Here is a 581-nt window from a genome sequence, read left to right on the forward strand (position 1 = left end):
AGGTCGATAGCAGAGTCTGGCAAGTGACGACTGGTCAAGTAACGATGCGCCATCTTGACAGCCGTTTCAACAGCTTCATCTGTGATTTGCACACGGTGGTGTTTCTCATAGGTGGCCTTCAAACCTTGCAAAATGGTCATACTGTCAGCTAGACTTGGCTCTTCAATCGTCACTTTGGCAAACCGACGAGAAAGGGCAGCATCTTTTTCGATGTGTTTCTGGTATTCTTCCTGAGTGGTGGCACCAACCGTTCTCAAAGTTCCACGAGCCAAGGCTGGCTTCAAGATATTGGCTGCATCCAGAGTCGAGTCAATACCGCTACCAGAACCCATGATGGTGTGGAGTTCATCGATAAAGAGGATCACTTTGCCATCTTCCTCTATATCCTTGATGATATTGTTCATGCGCTCTTCAAAATCTCCACGGAAACGTGTCCCCGCAACAACATTCATCAAATCAAGCTCTAGAACACGCATCTTTGCCATTTCCGCAGGCACATCCCCACTGGCAATACGCTGAGCAAGACCAAGTGCCAGAGCTGTTTTCCCGACACCCGCATCTCCAACCAAGACCGGATTGTT

The 581-nt window shown here is 48.7% G+C and carries 1 protein-coding gene; it reads right to left on the bottom strand.

Annotated features, from left to right (window positions below; all coding sequences use genetic code 11):
- A partial coding sequence (locus GMD1S_RS08800) for an AAA family ATPase (RefSeq protein ID WP_000294214.1) occupies positions 1 to 581 on the bottom strand: 581 nt, incomplete at both ends.

The sequence above is a fragment of the Streptococcus sp. GMD1S genome, assembly GCF_000296875.1.
Classification (GTDB): Bacteria; Bacillota; Bacilli; order Lactobacillales; family Streptococcaceae; genus Streptococcus.